Here is a 16518-nt window from a genome sequence, read left to right as displayed (position 1 = left end):
AAACGGAAACTTTTGCGTGCCCAAAGGCACGAACAATTTTACTTTCATATTCAATCATTAATTTCAATGAGTCAAAGGACTACAGCGGACTCTGCTCTTTAATATACTGTTCCTGCATATTTTGCATTAGGGTATACCTTCTGCATCTCAGGCCACTGCACGAAAAACACGTCTGCAAACGGATACACCATCTTGCCTGTCACAGACTGGCTAGTCAACTTGGCAAATGACTCCACATAAATAACTTTCCGTGCGAACATCTTCGCTATTTTGCATGTAGGGTATGAAGCGCCTGCCCCCGTTGTAATCACGGTAGTAGGACGTTCCCACAGGAAGTAAAGTGTAGATAATAGGATATTCCACGCAAAAATAAAGATAAATGCTTCGCCCCTACGTTGCTGTTGCTTTAGGTAGTAGTGCTTATGCTTAGCCATCAATCCCTTCGAAGCAACATTCTTTTCCGTCACAAAATAATAGTCCTTACCCTCTACAACTGGAAGCAGTTGCATCAGTTCCATGATATGACCGCCACATGAGGCCACCATGCACACTTTTGTTTTTTTCATCGGAATGTTATTATTTATATAAAGTCTAACGAATATCTAACTTCAGCACCTGTTCAATCACAGGCGCCATATCAAAATACTTATACTGCCCGAGACGACCACCGAAGATTACGTTCACTTCTTTTTCAGCCATTTTGCGATATAGTTCTGCAAGGATATTGTTACGGTCATCGTTCACAGGGTAGTATGGTTCCATTCCATCCTTATACTCCGTAGAATACTCTTCACTAACAACAGTCTTTGAGCAATCATACACCTCCTGACCAAACATCTCGAAGTGCTTGTGTTCAATCACGCGAGTATAAGGTTCATTATGACTGGTATAGTTCATCACAGCATTACCTTGGTAGTTGGCACAATTTTCAACGCGTGTTTTGAAATAAACAGTACGCCAATCTAGTTTACCCAACTTATAACCAAAATATTCGTCCACAGCACCCGTATAAACTAGTTTTTCGGCATACTTTTCCCAATCCTTATACTTTGAATTGAAAAAATCTACTCCAGTCTTGCATTCAACACCTTCGAGCAAACCTTCAATCAACTTATTATAACCGCCCACAGGAATACCCTGAAATTTATCGTTAAAATAATTATTATCGAAGATCATGCGAACCGGTAGTCGTTTGATAATAAACGCTGGCAGTTCCTTGCAATCTCGCCCCCACTGCTTTTCTGTATACTCCTTGATAAGCTTGTAGAAGATGTCTTTACCTACGAGGCAAAGAGCCTGCTCCTCCAAGTTCTGAGGTATGCGCCCACCCAAAGCAACCAAAGCCTCTGCTCTCTGCTCATCAATTTTAGCCTGAGCCTCGGCTGGTGTAAGCACTTCTGGCCACATGCGATTAAAAGTATTCATATTGAACGGCAGATTGTATAGTTCACCCTTGTAATTTGCCACAGGGCAGTTTGTGTAGCGGTTGAACTCCACTATAGAGTTCACGAAATCCCATACTTTCTTGTTTGAGGTATGAAAGATGTGCGCACCATATTTGTGCACATTGATGCCTTCTGTTTGTTCGCAGTAAATGTTACCACCTAACTGTGGTCTCTTGTCAATAACTAGGCATTTTTTGCCTATCCGTTTTGCTCGATAGGCAAATGTGGCTCCGTAAAGGCCGGAACCTACTATTAGATAATCGTATTTTATCATCGGTTAAGAGTTTACAATATGTGAAACAACAGATTTTAGATATGAAGGGAAATAATAAACTAAGTCCATGTGATTAGTATATACACCTACATCCTCATGCACATTCACACCAGCATTTTTCAAATCAGCAAGCATATCCTCAATATGTTCTTTATAGGTGTGCTCATTCTTTGAATAGTGGATATAGAGATTTTTAGGAATTAAAGAAGACCCAGCAATTTTACGGCGTAATCTGTTATTTAGTTTTTCCTTAGCTTCATCAGATTCATCACCTTCAAGAATTGCACACAGGTTATCAAACTTCTTTTCACAAGTTAAATAATCAGCCAAGAAATATTGGGGAGCAGCAATACACACCTCCACATTCTCAAAATCAAGCGCAAAGTTTATGGATGCATAGCCTCCCTTACTTGAACCAAAAAAAATAAGTTTCTCTGGATGATACTCATTTATACCTTGTTGAATTAGCGCCCTTACATTTTCTTCTACCCCCTCTTTAATTAGATAGTTACCTAGATCTTTTTTGCCACCTATATCATCAAGAAGATATAATTTGTGAATATTAACGTCTGACAATGTTCTCACATAATTATACTTGGCTCCCACACCAGCAAATGCAGGGAAGCAAACAGCCAACACGTTCGCTCCATTACTATTTTTTTTGCGTGGAAATAACATATACTTAACTCTGTTTTCGCCTTGTCCAAAGGATTTTTCTTTAAGTTTTGTATATATGATTGTGTAGAGTCTATTTGTGGCTCTACTCCAAATTTTTTTTGTTGAAAAATTCATTGATTATCCTTTCTTGTAAATATTGGATTTTGTCGATCTTGAAGGACCTTTTTATATTGTAATATCTTTTTCGCACCTATTAAAAAGTTACTTTTATTTCTAACACATTCCATAAGTACATGTCCAAGATATCCCCATCCGAACTGCTTTGCTTTTGCAACGAAATATAATACTGATACTTGATACTTCCCTAATCCATGTTTTCGTAAATAATTATTCGTTTTTAGCGTAGCTTGAAATTTAGCCTCATGTCGATCTATGCTCAATGTTGTGGTAATAGTTCCTGATGATACCGTACACACATAAAGTTCTCTCGAATCTATTTCAACTGAAGAAGCTTCTACACCAGATCTCAATGCAAACCACATATCATTACCAGCAGTACGTTCTTCAAAACGAATATTATTCTCTTCAATAAATTTTCTTCTGTACATCTTCCCCCAAGGTACCAAATAAGAGCATCTCACAAAGTTATCATCCCCTGAATACTTATACTTAGCAATCAAATTTTTAATATGAGAATCTCTATGCGCCCTATCTCCTGTCTCACTAACTACGCTTCTAACATTAAAAAAAATAACATCTGCTTTGCTCAATACATGCGTTTCAACTAAATTTGCCATCTCAGAAGTAAAATAGTCATCAGAATCAGCAAAAATCAGCCATTCCCCTATAGCATATTTCAGTCCTGTATTTCGTGCACCACCAGCTGTACAACCTTCGTTCTTATAAAAATCAAAGGAAACAACGGATTTAAGTCTCTCTACATGACTATACTCTTCTTCTCGACTATTGTCATCCACCACTATTATTTGTGCTTTAAGACTCTCTGGTATTGTAAGAAGTACTCTTTTGAGAAGTTTTGAGGAGTTATGGTGTGGAATTATTATAGTATATTTCATCTTTATATCCAATTAGCTCTGTTCATTTTTACCCAGAGTGAAGGGAAAAAGCATCTGGTATAAGTAGTAATAACATGGAAAACAGCTTTACAAATGCCGTAATGCCTCTGATAAAAGTGAAAAACCTCCTTTGGTGGATAACCAGTAGCTTTATGCAATGCTCTCCATCGAACAGGTAAGCTTACCTCTGAATCACACCATTTCATAATCCTTTCATGTCTATCGCATTCACCTACAGCAGATCCTAACTGATAAATTTTGAGACCTTCTTTTCTTGACCTCATTCCATAGTCTAAATCTCCCATACTATGATGAAAATAAGGATCATTAGTTCCTAAAATTTTATAGACAGACGAAGGGATGAGAGCAATATTACCATTAAATGTATCGCACTCTTGTACACCTTCATTGAGTGGAACCAAAACCATCCCTTTTCTTCCTCCGTAAGTATGAACGCCTTTACCGTGTGTATCAATTGTTGGACCAACAATTATTGCTTTGTCATCTTTATCTTTGGACACGTTTAATAGCTCTTTTATCATGGTAGGATAAGTAAACGTATCATCATTAAGCCAAAGGTAATATTCGAATTCTCTAGCTTTAGATGCAGCATTCCATGCCGTCCACATACCTCGATTCCAAAATAAAGTACCATTTCCTTGGATAATATGAACATTAGGGAACTCCTTATGAATAGCTTCTGCAGTGCCATCCGTACATCCATCATCTGTAAGAAATACCTCAAAATTTGTATTATCTGGTAAAGTTTGCTTGTATAAATCTGACAAGCATCTCAATGTTTGCTTTTTTCTATTATAAACTGTTAATAGAACTGCAACATGTATTGAACTCATATAATAAAGATAAGTTGTTAATGGTAAGAAATTTTCTCTTTTATGATTTTAGCAGGAACTCCACCAACTAGAGTATGAGGAGGTACGTTCTTAGTTACTACGGCTCCTGCAGCAACAATTGCACCCTCACCAATAGTTACACCTTTAAGAATTGTTGCTCTTGTTCCTATCCAAACGTTATCGTGAATCACAATAGGGGCTGTTTTTTTTATAACCAGTTCTTATAATTTCATGGTTATCTGAATCGCGTATAATAACTTCCTGTGCTATCTTGATCGCCTTCCTATAGTTATGGATTGAAAACACTCTATTGTACAATTGTAATGCATATAGGCTTCTTCAACTTTCAGAGTAGCCCCTTTTCCGACATATACTCGTCCGCCACTATATACATAAACTCGCCAATCACAGTAGCAGCTATCAGCCACAACCCACTTGATATTTTCAATCTGGAAGTATTTTATATACAATGCATGTTCAACTTACGTAACGACCCAACTATAAAAAGCCAAGCTATGTAATATTGCAGAATAGTACTTATAAACCAGAATGGATAATTTAAGGCTAATATCTAGTTCCTTGTCGAACATCTTATAGAGGAAAACATATGCAGACAACTCCTTCCATGGCATAATACCGTTTGTAACAGATTCCCACAATGCATAAATATTATGGTTCACATAAGGCATATAAACCTTACAGAATCTCTTCCTTAGGAAATCCCTATAGCTCAATGCATTCTTCTGATATGATTAATACAAACCAAATCCACTTACCAATAGAAACACATGTACTCCTGCGCCACCAAAAGATGCTGCCGCATCTATAATTTTAGGCAAACCATTTCCAATAATTAAATGAGCCATAACAATAGTGAAAATTAAAAAACCTCTTAAAAATTCAATTCTGTATAGTCTTTTCATATTTACTAAAGTTCAAACACCACCCCCATTGAACATAATACTCTAACTCTTTTAGCAACTAGATCAGAAATTCCTGGAACGCTTATCTCTGGTTTTACCCATAGGTTTCCGCACAAAAACCTAATACCCACACGCATATTCTTAACATTATCGCGATACTCTGGAATGTTGCCAAAAGATGCGCACAGCTCCAACCGCTGTTTCATCAAACTTTCACGTTTTTCACCTTTACGTATGGATAAAAAGGTACCACCACACATCCAGATAGCAATAGAAGCACCTATATTATAATTAATTTGAAAGTCAAGCGCAGAATCGTAATTAGGATTTAATGAAACATCCCAACCTAAGCGATTCCATGTGTGTTCCTTTCGCAAGAATACCATACATATGCCAATTCCTAGCATATTCTGTACCGACGTACTAATTATAGCCCATTCTCTTTTTTGGAAGATAAATCCGCCAAATAGACGTCCAGATTGCTCCTGCATTTTTACGTTTAATATACTTTGTTCATATCCAACCAAAATGCTACGCTAGTCCTTCGAACCAAGTGAATGCATATAATTGGCGTGAATATATTAATTGCCACGAACCCCGACCTCTATAGATTGAGCTAGTGCCGTCAATCCTAGTACACCACAAACGATTAGGCTTATTATCCGTTTCATAGTTGATCCTTCAGTCTATTTGTTAGCACTACATATCCATAATCATTCAAATGCAAACCACCGCGAGTATAATCTGACCTTATCAACCCATCCTCTCCCGTAAGATCTTCATTGCATTTTATAACCTTTACATTAGGGTGCTTTTCCATTTTAACTGCTATATTACTATTGAAGATCTGATAATCTCATTTGTGTTCACATCACTCGTTGGCATCACTTCTAATAGCAATGTCCTCCAACCACCAAGGCAAGTTACAATTGACTCGTAATTTTCGAGATAATCATTGTCTATAGGAATTGTATTGATATCATTTATACCAATCTCTATCACAACTATCCCATTCTCGTCTTCAATACTCATGAAACTGAGTTCCTTTAATCTCATTATGTCCTAAATTTCGTGTTATTCTGTTTGGAAATGATGCTTCTAGATCCCAATTAGCAATCTCAGAGTCTCCAACGAAATAAATGGTGCTATCAGCTTCATCGTAATTTTGACATGAAGATAAAAGTTGAATACACGCAAACAATTTTAATACTTTTATGAATATATTCGATATCACTTTACTAGGTTTTCATATTGTTGAACATAAATCTTGGCAATTTCTGCCCATGTATGCACCTTAAAAGGTGTATGGTCCATCTTACAACTGATGGAATAGAAATTCTTTAATTGTAGTACGGCCTTTTGTTCATCTTGTTGGTCGCAAAAATGAATATCAACTGGTTCTTCATAGCCCCATGCCCATGGAAGATTACTAAGTAATAATGGCATTCTATAGGCTGCAGCTTCATACACTGCTATGCAACCGCTTTCTCCCAATGATAACAATACATAACCAGCAGCATTTGCCTCTATACAATCACGCCATTCCTTGCTAACATACCCAGGATAGAACACATATTTGTTGTCGACTTCTTTCTCGAAAGCCTTAAAGTATGGATCATTAATGTCACGGCTGCCCATGAACACTACTGGAACTTGCGCCTTTTTGGCATATTGAGCCAGTTTGACTGTCTGTTTGCGAGTTGAGATATTAGCTACAGAAATCAAATATTTCTCTGGAAAGTTCATATCATTTATGTCAAGATTGCCAGAGATATCCATTTCTGCAGGATCATATGCATGGGGGATGAGCACTACCTTCGCAGGGTCTATATGCTTAGGAAAATAACGCATTGCATTGTCTCTATCGTATTGGTGCATGAACTGGATCTTATCCATTAACGGTAATTGATGCCAATAGGTTCCAGACTTTGATAAACTTGGTAAGATTTCGAACAAACGATTCTTAAACATCTGTTTACGTTTCTCCAACTCTGACTTGTTGCTCTCATAGTCAAATATCATGCTGTAAAATGTCTTCATGCCTTTCCTCTTCACTTGTCGTACTATTTCTGGGTTGTATCCCAAAAAATGCATTATGTCTGCATCCTCCTGACTTTTATCCCACCAACGTGCAAATTGTATATCAACACCGAGTTTCGCTATTTCCTGCTGCAATTTAAGTGCATGTATAGTCTTCCCCCCTGGGGTTAGATAAGCATTTGTCTGATCATACAATAAAACTTTCATTGAATTTTTAATATTAATGTTGCGAATAAAAAATCTGTCTATAGTAACCTTATAAAGCAATCATTTCTTTATTACTGTTCATGTATGAGATGTGTATTTTAATTACATCATTTGTATTTTAATATTTTTAGGTCTTCAATTCTATTTGGGAAAAGAAGCCTCCTTACAACATCATACTTATGAATTAATTTAGCCAAAAAGTAAGACACCACAACTGTTAATGCATATACAACTAATTGACAATACCAATTATGTGGCATTATAATATCCAGAATACAATAAACATAAATATGAATTAGATAAATTTCAAGTGATAATCTCCCTATGGCTTGAAACCACTTAAATCTTTTAAACAACTTAGAACTTTGCCAAACGAAGAAAAATCCTGTTAATGTAACAAAAACATCTGTGTAATGCACGCCTCCGATGAAAAACAAATATGACGAAATACCAAATATAACAAGACAAATACAACTACAATATTTAATGTGCTTATTTAGCCAAAAAGCGAAACATCCGAGAGTGTAAAAATATAATGCTTGTGAAAGATACAGAGGGAAATTAAGATTTAGTATGGCACGATTATCAGCTCCTATTAGTGATATTATGCTGCCAACTAAGAGAAATACTATATTAACATACTTATTTTCACTACCGATATATCGTATTATTGAAAATACATAAAAGGCCATTAAAAACCATACAAACTGAAATCCGACAGCATTATCTGCAGTCACACCGCCAATATGAAAATATCCTTTCATCAACTCTATAAAACCTGAATAATGAATTTTGTGCGTAATTAAAGAAACAAGCAAACAAGTTACATAAAAAAAGGTATAGGGGACAAGACACCTAGCTGATAAATCTTTAAGGTATGTTTTAAATTGTTTTTTTTGAGAATCATAAAAAATGGGAAGAATAAAGAAAACAACAACATGGAATTGATATAACCACCAAAGAAACGGTGTATTAAGGGGTGTCAAATAATGGTTGTGCCCCCAAATTACTAATAAAAGAGCTGTTGCCTTAATGGCAACAGAGTCTTCTCTTGAAATATATGGTGAAGTATTATTAGACATATTTAATTATTTAAACGTTGAATAAATCCAGATTTTCATCTCATTATTATTCATTTTTAAAAACTTCGGGCTAATACACATTGCTACCATAAGCCATAATGTGATAGTATTCCATCCGAATGTCTGCATTTCTTCGATAAATGAAAACATAAATCGAAATGCTAAAATAATACCAATGCATTGAACATATTTATTACGACCTCTGAACACACCATACCAAGATGGCGCTAATATCATCAAAGAGTACAATAATAAACCTATTAAACCCATCCATGTGAAGGGATTTAATATTCCCACTTCGCATGAAGTTCTCTCCATTCTTCCTGTTCTCTCAAATATTATTTGATAAGCTTCAACTCCAAACAATTGATCAACCTCATAGCCTCGTACGAAAGTACGGCCGATTAGCCATGAATCGTTTTTTAGGGATGTTGCTAACACACCTTCGTATATAAAGGTTCTTGTGTCTTCGTTTGCTTTTTGAATAACAGTTCCTGTTTTATCTTGAGCCTCTGCAAAATTTATATTTAAATTTGCATTATTAGACAATGCTTTAAATGGATTATAAATACCTAAAGTTCCTAATAGCAACAAAACAATTGGCAATATCGCAAAAAAAGACCAAGAAAATCTTTTCAAGTTCCTAAAAATCTGCTTGACAATAAATAGATAAGATAATAATACTACTATAGCGAATCGCAAAACATTGCTTCTTGCGGATAATCCACCATATATAACCATTGCTAGTATAATCCAAACATACCGTCTGTATTTCTTTGGCAACTCTTTATAGAATAATATAAGGAAGTATGCAGGAGCGAGTAAATGAGCATAACCTTCTTTAACAAAGAATAACAACAGAATAATAATAGACGGAACTATCCATTTTTTCGACCAGAATGATAATAATTGTGAGAACTTGTCTGGATTGGAGAAATACCAAATAATAATAGGCATTAGCATCAATAATGTGCCATTCACCAGTGATCGTGTATCATCTGTCCAAAATTCAATAACCCAAAAGCCTCTTATAAATGTAAATATTACGTATAGTAAATATAAGTTCATTATCTTTTTGTAGTCTGGAATTATATTAGCTTCCTTTCTATTTTTATATATAAGATAATAAAAATAAAGAGTGATAGCTAATGATGCTGTTAGACTAATATACTGTATCGTACAAGTCTGACGCTCACCAATAAAAGCTACAATCGGCAACAAGAATGGTATACTCTTTAGGTATTTATTCATATACGACCTATTTATCTATAAAACCTCTTTTCCAAAGGATATTTTCTTTAACAGTTCTCATTGGGGTTCCTACGACCAAAGTATTAGCTATTATATCTTTATTTACTATCGTATCCATGCCTACTATTGCACCATCTCCAATAGTAGCCCCTTTTAGTACGGAACTGCCTTTACCAAGCCATACATGTGATCCGATTTTTACTGGTTTTGAAGGGTTAAGCAAATTATCCTTCATGTCATAAATGCCATGAGAATCTGTTGACCAAATATTTACATTCTCTGACAACATACAATCATCGCCAATAGTAATATAATTACCTTGCCCCATACATGCCATATATAGACTTCCCGATGTTACATCTTTGCCAATAGCAATAGAGCAATTGTTTCCACGAATGGTTATTCTTGTGTTAGTTAGATAACATCCTTCTTCTATTGTCAGATTATTATTATTACCTATGATTACAAGTTCTCCTCTTCGCCAAAGGCCACTGATAGAAGCCTTGTTGTCATGTCCCTCGATATGAATATTCAAGCGTGACACGTAAGCTTTTATAAGTTTTAAAGTATTTGTAGTTGCAATTCTACTTTTACATAACAGAAAAATAGATTTTTCTGTTTTTATGTTTCCTACAAATAGTAGAATGATGGATGTGAGTAATTTCTTAATTATATTCTTCATTACAAAAGCTTTTTACCAATAACAAGCACCTTCAACCTTATCTGCATTTTTAGACTTAAACAGATCGCCAGGACGCACCCATGAATCATTCATAAGATTTGAATAACTGCCATAGGGTATACCCCATTCCTTTACGCCATAGTTTGGATCTTCCCAACGAGCACCCCTTATGCCAAATAGCAGCTGTAAAGCTCCACCTATATGAAAAGCCTTTTTGCCTTGACGTTTGACATGGGCTGCAAGTGGAAAACCATATGCGCCACAGCCAATGATACATATGTCATAATCGTGCTCATCAATCTGACCTTCCATCCATTTAAGCGCTTCAAACCAATCTTTATAAGAGTCATCTCCACCTAAGGACTGAACAGCTTTTACGGTTTCGAGATGAAACTCTGGAAGCATACCATTAGGGAAAATATCATTTCGATGTTTATATTGCTCTTCGATTAATTCTGCAAAAGGATGAACAACAAGAACTTTCTTCCCCGCAAGGGAGAGAGTCCACGGATGATCAGACCAAAATGGCTCAAGGAGACGAAGGTGTACACGATCAACACCTTGCAAAATATCTTCGAATAAAGATTCATGTTGATCCCAACAGCCAAGAACATCCAACTGTTTGGTGTCTTCAAGCATCATTTCGCTGAAACGTGTAAGATTTTCTGGCGTGGCAGGGAAAAAACCACTCCATTGACACATGTTTTTTATAACAATGTCAGTCCACCACCATTCAGGCAACTTACCTGTTATAAATTTTAAGAAGTTACTTTTGTTTTTAATACCCAAATAGTTAGTAACACATAGAAGCTCAGTCGCTCCATATCTTGCTATCATACATGGATTGTCTGATTCCAATGCCTTTTTAATTATTAGATTGGCCTCATCTGCATTCTCTATGCTAGCAAGTTCATGGCTAAATTGTTTTCCTTGAACTGCCAATATAGCCTTACGCAAACCACGAATAAGTTTATATATAGTACAATTCATTTTATCTCATGTATTTTTTGTGTCCTCCAAATCTACTCCTCATACCATTAAAAAATGCTTTATTATAGAGAACTACCCAATCAAGGCGAAAGTTTGTAAAAAGGAACAACCAATTATATAAACAAAACTCTTTGATAATTTGTATGTAATTACCTGCAAGTTTATAATTATGAATGGCATTACAACAGCGGCAATACATTTTCCATTTGTTATCTACAAATATCACTTTTTTCATTCCAAAGAAAAAGGGCTTACTATGTGAAGCTCTATTTTTTGGGTGAAAATGCATAGCTTTGCAAATAACTGTAGGAGCAAATCCTTTTTGGCGCGCACGAAGATCGTAATTTACTTCATCTCCCCAAATAAACATGTCTCTTTCAGGATATCCGACTTCTTCAAGAAATCTTTTACTATACAAGATACCATTAAATGGATTTGCTATACCAACAATAACCTCTCCATCAACACTCCTTTTAGAAACGAAAGTTTCTATTGGCTCTCCATCACCAAATGCCATTGATGTCTTATTTTCAATATCGACAACCAATGGTGAAAGATATTCACCCATTGTGAGATGATCCAATAGCTCTTTTAAACAATTTGGATGTGGTTCCCCATCATCATCCATCACCCAATAGTAATCATAAACGCCCTCATTATGTACACGTTTCAATCCTTCATGAAATCCCATGGAACCACCACCGTTTATTGGTAGCTGTACATATATCAATGATATGCCATTATATTCATTGTTGCCATTGACTATCCCTTTTTCGTGTAAAAGAACATATGTTCCATCAGTTGAATTGTTATCAATGATGTATATAGCATCAGGTTTTTTACACTGTGCATATATAGCATCAATACAATGAAGAAGTAAATTTTTCCTGTTATAAGTGACTATTATTGCTACCACTTTCATACTATATAAAATCTATTGAACAGTTTACTAATTATATAAATCCAAGTTCCAGAAGCAAACCGATAGCGAATTTTGTCCTTGAAATGAACACGATTAAAGGAGTCGAAATCAAGTTTCATCTCCTTCATCCGTTTAGCACATTTTTCAGAAAGTCGCTTTGCTTCAACACAGATTCCTTGACGGAAAGCAGCTGTTATACCTTTACCAAGATTGTAGATATACTCTTGACGTTGATAGTCCTGGATTCTTGAATCTATCAATGTAGAATTGGTTTCCAATAATTTGTCTGCCATATATTCATATTCACTGGGTTTTCGCTTAATGAAGGAAACACTATTACCAAACGACATACGATAATTGTAGAAAGAATAAGGTATTATCTTTACTTCTCGTACAAAACTACAAAATTGGTTGGTAAAAACTTCGTCTTCTTTTACGTGAAGTCTAGTATCAAAACGCAGATGATGCTGCTCAATAATTTCTCTACTGAACAATTTATTACATGTGAATCCATAGATGAAATCATCCATGCGGTTATCCATAGTATGATAGAGTATATCATAATATTCCTTTATATTCGTACTATGACGATATCCGTGGATGCATGTTTTGAAGTCACCTTCACCAAATTGTTGCCTGAATCCATAGTATATCAGAGGACAATTATCAGAACTCTGCTCATAAAGTTTTTCTAAGGTGTTCGGCTCAATCCAATCGTCGCTATCGATAAACATTACATACTTACCTGATGCATGGTCTAAAGCATTATTACGAGCACTGCTTGGACCTCCATTATCTTGGTCAATAACCATGATGTTGGAAAACTTAGCAGCATAGTCCTGACAGATTGCAAGTGAGTCGTCTGGCGACCCATCATTAACAAGAATCAGCTCGAAATCATTAAATCCTTGACTAACTATGCTATTTAGACATTTGGGGAGGTAGTCCTCCACCTTATAAACAGGAATGATTATGCTGAAATATGGAATTTTCATGCTATTATTCTGTAAATTTGATAAGCAATATTCACTGAAAAGATTCTTGATAGAATAGCTGCAGCATATCTTATTCTACCGACTTTAGTTCTGCAGATAAATATGAATGGTAGCTGCCGAAGATATTGATGGATGTGAGAGATGATGTCTTTTTTTTCAGGCATTGGCCTATCTGATTGTACTATCTCGTTTAGCAAAATAATAGCTAGGAATAAGATAAGTTCATTCATCATTGAGGATGCATGTGGGGAGCGATTGGCGACGTCTTTCACTGTATCAGAATAAATATCCAAAAATTGAACCATGTTATTATGACGTTTGAGTGAATTTGTTAATCCTACGCCAGTGTAACGATAGTCATAGAGCACACTCGATACAAAATTAATATCCTTGGCCTTGACTGTAGCACAGAGTAGATACATGGTATCTTCACCCCATGAAAGATTTTCAAAAAAATGAAGATTATTAGTTGCAAGAAACGATTTCTTAAAAACAATAGCCCATGGTGTCCTGAAGTAGGAGTTTCTGACAGTATATGTATCTAGGGGATTTTCACTATATAAAGTATTAGGCATCCATTCACATTTTACCTTACCATCAGGATATACTTCACGGTAACCGCAAATGTTAATATCAGCCATCTTTGATTTCATAAAAGCCTCAATAAAGTCTGGCTCTAACCAGTCATCAGCATCTAAAAAAGTTAAATAATCACCCTTCGATAATGCAATTCCTATATTTCTAGCTACACTAACGCCTTTATTATCTTGCTTAAAACATAATACGCGTTTATCTATTTTAGAATAGGAAGAGCATATATCATATGTATTATCATTGCTACCATCGTCTATAATTATTAATTCCCAATCATTGGAGTCCTGTCCTAACACAGATTCTATGCATTGAGCAATAGTAGATGATGCATTATATGCTGGAACAATAATAGAAAATAATTTGTTCATTCTATATCTGAGATTAAATTACATATCTCTATAAAGAGTATATTTTTCAATAGGTTTAGATAATCCTACTTTAGTTAGTAGTTCTTGAATCCAATGAGCGGTTTCTATGATTCTATTTCCTCTAGTACGTTTCAATGGAATATTCTTCCAAGGTGTCAGAGCTTTATATTTAAGGAATTCTGCAACCATAGGATGATCACATTTAGTATTCCAAGGTTTACATGCATTTGTATAATGAATTATTATAGGAAATTTAGAAGCAGCAACCATATCTTTAACATAACTTTCTCTTGCTAATATTTCACACTCTCTATAAAACATAAAGGCTTGTACATTAAAACATAATGGCAATATTTTATGAGAATTAGAAGTTATTACATTCAATGCGTCTTGATCTGGATACAGACATGATTCTGGATTTTCAGATATATATTTAATACATCGTTTTCCGATATTAAAAGCACGCCACTTATTAATATTAATAAGTAATACTCCAGAATTGAAGTAATCACTTAAATAAGGCAACTTTGTCCTATTAAAATTACGGATATCATCACATGATTGATCCAATACTGCACCTAATACATATTCATCAATATTCTCATTCCACAGAGCTTCAATAGAATCTCTAACTATTATATCTGAATCGAGATATAAAATTCGTTCAATAGATTTATCCAAAATATTGTCTAATAAAAGCCTATAATATATAGATTTACGAAACCTAGTTGAAATGGGTAAGTTATTTAAAATGTTAGAATCAACTTCATAGAATTGAATCGAGTGCAATTCACTTTGCAAACTATCCAATAGTTTTTTTCTATCAATTTCATCAACATTTTCTATAAATATATGGAAACAGATATCTTTAGAAATATTATTTAAGGATATGGATAACATCGTTACACCACAAGGCATAGTGTAATTATTATCTGTACATAGTAGTATGTGAATCATGATGTTATAAAGTTGTTTTGGATTTTGAACCAAATAAAATATTAGGTATTATAGGTATTTGAAGACATGCTTTAAATATTAAATACGAAACAAATCCTTGAACCAAACTGATAATTATTGCTAATATAGTTACCAAGCTATAAGGTAGATTAGAAGGAAAAACATAACCGCTAGGCAATAAATAGATAGGAAGCAAATATAGAGCCATAGTCGATTTCCCTAATTCTATCAAAACAGAGCTTACAAAAGATGGCATAGTAACTGTTTTAAAAAAACAAAGGAATAGAATTATTGATAGCAGGCTTGTAACCAAAAAGGATCCTAAATTTAATAGGGAATAAGTTGGACTAGGGTTTATTGAAGTATCTAAAGGAAAAATCTTCCATAAAAGTATAAGAAAAAATATAGAAAAAATAGCTACCCTTCTTTGACAACAGAACTTTTCAATAATAGTGTATTTCGAAATGAAATAACCAAAGAAAAAAGATAAGCCATAAATAGCATATACACAAGTGTAATATGACTTAAAGAGCAACCCAGTTAAGACAATTGTACTAAAAAGGACTAATAAGCCTTCCAATTCCTTTTTTGCCCCCCCAAAAAAAGAATATTTGTGCCAGAATAAGTAAATTACATGAAATGTAAACATTAATGGTAAAAACCAATAATTTAAATTTGGAACAAAATTGATTTTTTGGATAATAGCTGATAAATTAGAAGGATATTCATTATTTAACATTAAAGGCATGACAAATAGCCATGTAATATATGGAATTAATAATGATTTTACTTTTCCTTTCAGAAAAGAGTATACACCCTTTTGAGTAGACTGGGACTTGTATCCGACATATCCACTAACAAAAAAGAATAATGGCATATGAAAGGAATAGATTATTTCGACAAGCGGATATCTTGTCTTCTCCTGTGTATATATAATAAGTATATGGCCTACTAATACACATAATATAGCAAATCCTGTTAGCGTCCAATTTTGACGTGTACCCCAAGGAAAGCCGCCACAAGGCGGTTCCCTCATAAATAACGTCAAAAAAGATACTGATTTTTAATATTTGTTATTACTCCAGTCCGATTGTCAAGGGTAACAAATGTTCATAATCCCTACGTCCTTTAACAATTTCGCTGAAAAATCTCTTGAAATAATCAAGCACAGACACACCCTGCATCTTACAGGTTGAGATGATGGTATGATATACCGCTGAAACGTGTGCCATCCTGTCAC

18 protein-coding genes are annotated in these 16518 nt (G+C 34.8%); all 18 read right to left on the bottom strand.

Features of this window, described 5'->3' with window-relative positions:
- Positions 1-98 precede the first annotated feature (98 nt).
- The 18 genes from pssD to HMPREF0106_RS18260 all read right to left on the bottom strand — a co-directional run bounded on the left by pssD (position 99) and on the right by HMPREF0106_RS18260 (position 16314).
- Positions 99-566: a PssD/Cps14F family polysaccharide biosynthesis glycosyltransferase gene (gene pssD, locus HMPREF0106_RS18190; protein ID WP_009039341.1), complete on the bottom strand. Its 468-nt coding sequence runs from the start codon at positions 564-566 to the stop codon at positions 99-101.
- 25 nt (positions 567-591) lie between these two features.
- Complete coding sequence (gene glf, locus HMPREF0106_RS18195; protein ID WP_009039340.1) at positions 592-1719, bottom strand: UDP-galactopyranose mutase; 1128 nt, start codon at positions 1717-1719, stop codon at positions 592-594.
- Positions 1720-1722: 3 nt separating this feature from the next.
- A complete protein-coding gene (locus HMPREF0106_RS18200) occupies positions 1723-2511 on the bottom strand; it encodes a hypothetical protein (protein WP_009039339.1) in 789 nt (262 codons plus the stop codon).
- Complete coding sequence (locus tag HMPREF0106_RS18205; RefSeq protein ID WP_032851122.1) at positions 2508-3413, bottom strand: glycosyltransferase family 2 protein; 906 nt, start codon at positions 3411-3413, stop codon at positions 2508-2510. The genes HMPREF0106_RS18200 and HMPREF0106_RS18205 overlap by 4 nt, the downstream gene beginning before the upstream one ends.
- A gap of 2 nt (positions 3414-3415) precedes the next feature.
- On the bottom strand, positions 3416-4267 hold the full coding sequence (locus tag HMPREF0106_RS18210; protein ID WP_009039337.1) for a glycosyltransferase family 2 protein: 852 nt from the start codon (positions 4265-4267) through the stop codon (positions 3416-3418).
- A gap of 17 nt (positions 4268-4284) precedes the next feature.
- Positions 4285-4458, bottom strand: coding sequence for a DapH/DapD/GlmU-related protein (locus HMPREF0106_RS25740; protein WP_009039336.1), 174 nt, complete (start codon positions 4456-4458; stop codon positions 4285-4287).
- Positions 4459-5019: 561 nt separating this feature from the next.
- Positions 5020-5190, bottom strand: coding sequence for a hypothetical protein (locus HMPREF0106_RS26980; protein WP_009039334.1), 171 nt, complete (start codon positions 5188-5190; stop codon positions 5020-5022).
- A gap of 5 nt (positions 5191-5195) precedes the next feature.
- Positions 5196-5717, bottom strand: coding sequence for a hypothetical protein (locus HMPREF0106_RS18220; protein ID WP_009039333.1), 522 nt, complete (start codon positions 5715-5717; stop codon positions 5196-5198).
- Positions 5718-6420: 703 nt separating this feature from the next.
- Positions 6421-7437, bottom strand: a complete 1017-nt coding sequence (locus tag HMPREF0106_RS18230; protein WP_032851120.1) for a glycosyltransferase — start codon at positions 7435-7437, stop codon at positions 6421-6423.
- A gap of 107 nt (positions 7438-7544) precedes the next feature.
- Positions 7545-8519 carry an acyltransferase family protein gene (locus HMPREF0106_RS18235; protein ID WP_009039329.1) on the bottom strand — a complete coding sequence of 325 codons (975 nt, stop codon included), beginning with the start codon at positions 8517-8519 and terminating at the stop codon, positions 7545-7547.
- A gap of 6 nt (positions 8520-8525) precedes the next feature.
- Complete coding sequence (locus tag HMPREF0106_RS18240) at positions 8526-9770, bottom strand: hypothetical protein (RefSeq protein ID WP_009039328.1); 1245 nt, start codon at positions 9768-9770, stop codon at positions 8526-8528.
- A 7-nt stretch (positions 9771-9777) separates the two neighbouring features.
- The gene (locus HMPREF0106_RS0124430; protein WP_009039327.1) at positions 9778-10452 is read right to left on the bottom strand and encodes an acyltransferase; all 675 of its coding nucleotides are present in this window, start codon (positions 10450-10452) and stop codon (positions 9778-9780) included.
- 12 nt (positions 10453-10464) lie between these two features.
- Positions 10465-11442, bottom strand: coding sequence for a hypothetical protein (locus HMPREF0106_RS18245; protein ID WP_009039326.1), 978 nt, complete (start codon positions 11440-11442; stop codon positions 10465-10467).
- Between the two features lies 1 nt (position 11443).
- Complete coding sequence (locus HMPREF0106_RS18250) at positions 11444-12364, bottom strand: glycosyltransferase (protein WP_009039325.1); 921 nt, start codon at positions 12362-12364, stop codon at positions 11444-11446.
- Positions 12361-13359, bottom strand: a complete 999-nt coding sequence (locus HMPREF0106_RS25390) for a glycosyltransferase family 2 protein (protein WP_009039324.1) — start codon at positions 13357-13359, stop codon at positions 12361-12363. The genes HMPREF0106_RS18250 and HMPREF0106_RS25390 overlap by 4 nt, the downstream gene beginning before the upstream one ends.
- Positions 13356-14321 carry a glycosyltransferase family 2 protein gene (locus HMPREF0106_RS25385; protein ID WP_009039323.1) on the bottom strand — a complete coding sequence of 322 codons (966 nt, stop codon included), beginning with the start codon at positions 14319-14321 and terminating at the stop codon, positions 13356-13358. The genes HMPREF0106_RS25390 and HMPREF0106_RS25385 overlap by 4 nt, the downstream gene beginning before the upstream one ends.
- 18 nt (positions 14322-14339) lie before the next feature.
- Positions 14340-15278 (bottom strand): glycosyltransferase family 8 protein, encoded by a 939-nt coding sequence (locus tag HMPREF0106_RS18255; protein WP_009039322.1) that lies wholly within the window; start codon positions 15276-15278, stop codon positions 14340-14342.
- 4 nt (positions 15279-15282) lie between these two features.
- Positions 15283-16314: an acyltransferase family protein gene (locus HMPREF0106_RS18260; protein ID WP_009039321.1), complete on the bottom strand. Its 1032-nt coding sequence runs from the start codon at positions 16312-16314 to the stop codon at positions 15283-15285.
- Positions 16315-16518 lie beyond the last annotated feature (204 nt).

The sequence above is a fragment of the Bacteroides sp. D22 genome, from assembly GCF_000163675.1.
GTDB classification, from domain to species: Bacteria; Bacteroidota; Bacteroidia; order Bacteroidales; family Bacteroidaceae; genus Bacteroides; species Bacteroides xylanisolvens.
Note: the sequence above shows the minus strand (reverse complement) of the source record. Positions and strands in the feature narration are given on the sequence as shown.